Annotated in this window: 4 protein-coding genes; all 4 read left to right on the forward strand. The window is 63.8% G+C overall.

The annotated features are described in order from the left end of the window. The coding region (locus ACIQ6O_RS15275) for a chemotaxis protein CheA (RefSeq protein WP_396208638.1) at positions 1-1111 on the forward strand (1111 nt) is incomplete at its 5' end. Between the two features lie 145 nt (positions 1112-1256). Further along, the gene (locus tag ACIQ6O_RS15280) at positions 1257-1757 is read left to right on the forward strand and encodes a chemotaxis protein CheW (protein WP_396208639.1); all 501 of its coding nucleotides are present in this window, start codon (positions 1257-1259) and stop codon (positions 1755-1757) included. A 36-nt stretch (positions 1758-1793) separates the two neighbouring features. After that, positions 1794-2630: a CheR family methyltransferase gene (locus tag ACIQ6O_RS15285; RefSeq protein ID WP_396208640.1), complete on the forward strand. Its 837-nt coding sequence runs from the start codon at positions 1794-1796 to the stop codon at positions 2628-2630. A 2-nt stretch (positions 2631-2632) separates the two neighbouring features. After that, positions 2633-3123, forward strand: a 491-nt coding sequence (locus ACIQ6O_RS15290; protein WP_396208641.1) for a chemotaxis protein CheD, incomplete at its 3' end; no start/stop codon positions are given.

Consider the following 3123-nt stretch of genomic DNA (forward strand, 5'->3'; position numbering starts at 1 on the left):
TGACGACGGATTCAGCAACGGCGCGCAGCACGAACTGCTGCGCAAGGTCACGCACGCCGGCAAGATCGTGCGCGAACTGCAGGATCTCTCCATGTCGATGCGCATGGTGCCGCTGCGCCCGACGTTTCAGAAGCTCGCCCGCGTGGTGCGCGACACCGCCACCAAGGCCGGCAAGACGGTGCAGTTCGTCACCGAGGGTGACGAGGTCGAAATCGACCGGACGATGGTGGATCGCCTCGGTGATCCGCTGGTGCACATGGTGCGCAACGCGGTGGATCACGGGGTGGAGCCGCCGCACGAGCGCACCGCCAACGGCAAGCCGTCTCTCGGTGTGGTGCGCCTCCATGCGTACCATGCGAGCGGTAACGTGGTGGTCGAACTCATCGACGACGGCCGCGGTCTGCATCGCGACAAGATCGTGAAGAAGGCGATTGAGAAGGGGCTGATCGAGAGCGACAAGGGCATGACCGACAGTGAGGTCTTCACCCTCATCTTCGCCCCCGGGTTCTCGACCGCCGAAAAGGTGACCGACATTTCAGGCCGCGGCGTCGGCATGGACGTCGTGCGTCGAAACCTCGAGGCGATTCGCGGCCGCATCGACATCACGTCGGTGCCAGGCAAGGGGACGACCTTCGCGATCCGCCTGCCGCTTACCCTCGCGGTGACCGACGGCATGCTCGTGAAGGTGGGCGGCGAACGCTTCATCGTACCGCTCACGCACATCCACATGTCGTTCCGTCCCGAGCCGAGCATGCTCTCGACCGTCGTGGGCAAGGGCGAGATGGTGCTCCTGCGCGGCGAACTCATGCCGGTGGTGCGTCTGCATCGCCTCTTCGACGTGCCGAACGCCGTCGAGAGTCCGCTGGAAGGTCTGCTCATGATTGTGGGCGATGGTCACAAGCGCACGGCGCTACTCGTCGATGAATTGCTCGGCCAGCAGCAGGTCGTGGCCAAGGCACTCGGCGACGGCCTCGGCAAGGTGGAAGGCGTGAGTGGCGGCGCGATTCTCGGCGACGGGCGCGTCGGCCTCATTCTCGACGTGAACGAAACGCTGGCGTTGGCGCAGACCGTGGAAGCCGGCGCACCGCGCCGCGAGCGGGACGCGGCCTGAACGCTGGGCCGCCCGCTCCACAATCGCAGGATCGAGTACTGAAGCTCCGCCGCTGGAGCGCCGATACATCAAGGAGACGAGTCAGTCGACTCCGGACTCACATTCATCTTCCGAGCGAGCCATGAGCACGCAGAGCCTCCAGGTCATGTCTGTTGACAATGCCGCCGTTGCGACCATCACCGCGTCCCGCGCGGGCAAGTATCTCACGTTCTTCCTGGCCGGCGAGGAATACGGTCTCGAGATCCTCAAGGTCAGCGAGATCATCGGCCTGCAGCCTATCACGCGTGTGCCCCGTACGCCGGAGTTCGTGCGCGGCGTGATCAACCTGCGCGGCAAGGTCATTCCGATCACCGATCTGCGCATGAAGTTCGGGATGGGGGCCGAGGATTCGGAGGACAGCTGCATCATCGTCGTGCAGATGCGTGGCATCCAGACCGGCATCGTGGTGGATCGCGTCAGTGAAGTGGTGGCGATCGGCGAGGCCGACATCGAGGACGCGCCAAGCTTCGGTGCCGGCATCCGTACCGAGTTCCTGCTCGGCATCGGCAAGGCCGGTGGCCGCGTGAAGTTGCTGCTGGACATCGACCGGGTACTGGCCACGGCGGAGATCGCCGCGCTTCAGGCTGCGCAGACGCACGCCGAGTAACGCGCCTCTCCTGTCGATCCCGTTACCGAGCCCCGCATGACCATCCCGACTGCCTCATCGCTGTTCGCCGAGTGCGAACTCACGGCCGCGCAGTTCGCGCGAATCACCGACGTGCTCCACGAGCACGCCGGCATTCGCATGCGCGAAGGGAAGGAGGGACTCGTTCGTGCCCGCCTCACCAAGCGGCTCCGAAAGCTCGGCCTTCCCGACTTCGATGCCTATCTCGACCATATCGAGAAGGACACGACGCGTCGGGAATTCGCCGAGATGATCGACGCCCTCACGACGAACAAGACCAGCTTTCTTCGTGAGGCGTCGCATTTTGATTTTCTGCGTGACACCGTGTTCCCCACGTTGACCGGTCCGGTGCGCATCTGGAGCGCCGGCTGCTCGAGTGGTGAGGAACCGTATACCCTGGCGATGCTGTGCAATGAGGCCTTCTCCGACATCGCGTCGCGCGATGTGCGCATCCTCGCCACTGATATCAGCCATCGCGTGCTCGCACAGGCGAAGGCCGGGGTGTATCCCGCCGAGAACATGAGTGATGTGCCGGCGCCCTGGTTGCAGAAGTATTGGTCACGCAAGCAGGATCCGAATGGTCGTGCGGTGTTCGAGGCGGAGAAGCCACTTCGTCGTCTTGTGCACTTCGCGAAGCTGAACCTGATGGAACGGTGGCCGATGCAGGGACCGTTCGATGCGATTCTCTGCCGAAACGTCATGATCTACTTCGACAAGGCTACCCAGCAACAGCTCGTGGAGCGGTATTGGCAGCTGCTCCGTCCTGGCGGACATCTCTTCGTTGGACACTCGGAAAGTCTTACCGGATTGGCGCACAAGTTCCGTTATGTGCAGCCGGCCGTGTATGTGAAGTGATCATGGGGACAACCCTTTCAGCGGCTGTCACCGAGCGCGCCAGCGCACGTGGCGGCGAACGGGTGGTCGGCGTCGCCGATCTCAAGATTTCCAACGTGGGTGGTGAGCGTCTCATCACGTACGCGCTCGGCAGCTGCCTCGGCATCGTGGTGCACGATCCCGTGGCCGGCGTGGCTGGCATGCTGCACGTGATGCTGCCCACCGGTACGATCGATCCGCAGAAGATGGCGGACAAGCCCGCGATGTTCGTGGACAGCGGGGTGCCGCTCCTGTTCAAGGAGTGCTACAAGCTGGGTGCGAAAAAAGAGCGGATGCAGGTGAAGGTCGCGGGCGGCGCGCATGCGGGTGCCAGCGAGGCGGACGACCGGTTCCAGATCGGCAAGCGCAACATGATCGCCCTGCGCAAGCTGCTCTGGAAGAACGGTGTGATGATTCATGCCCACGACACCGGCGGCGTGCAGACGTCGCGGACGATGTGGGTCGACGTGACCTC

This window comes from Gemmatimonas sp. (assembly GCF_044345575.1).
In the GTDB taxonomy this organism is placed as follows: Bacteria; Gemmatimonadota; Gemmatimonadetes; order Gemmatimonadales; family Gemmatimonadaceae; genus Gemmatimonas.

Bases quoted from the DNA above. Each gene is read 5' to 3' on its own strand.
- ACIQ6O_RS15280 (WP_396208639.1), top strand. From the start codon at position 1,257: ATGTCTGTTGACAATGCCGCCGTTGCGACCATCACCGCGTCCCGCGCG.
- ACIQ6O_RS15285 (WP_396208640.1), top strand. From the start codon at position 1,794: ATGACCATCCCGACTGCCTCATCGCTGTTCGCCGAGTGCGAACTCACG.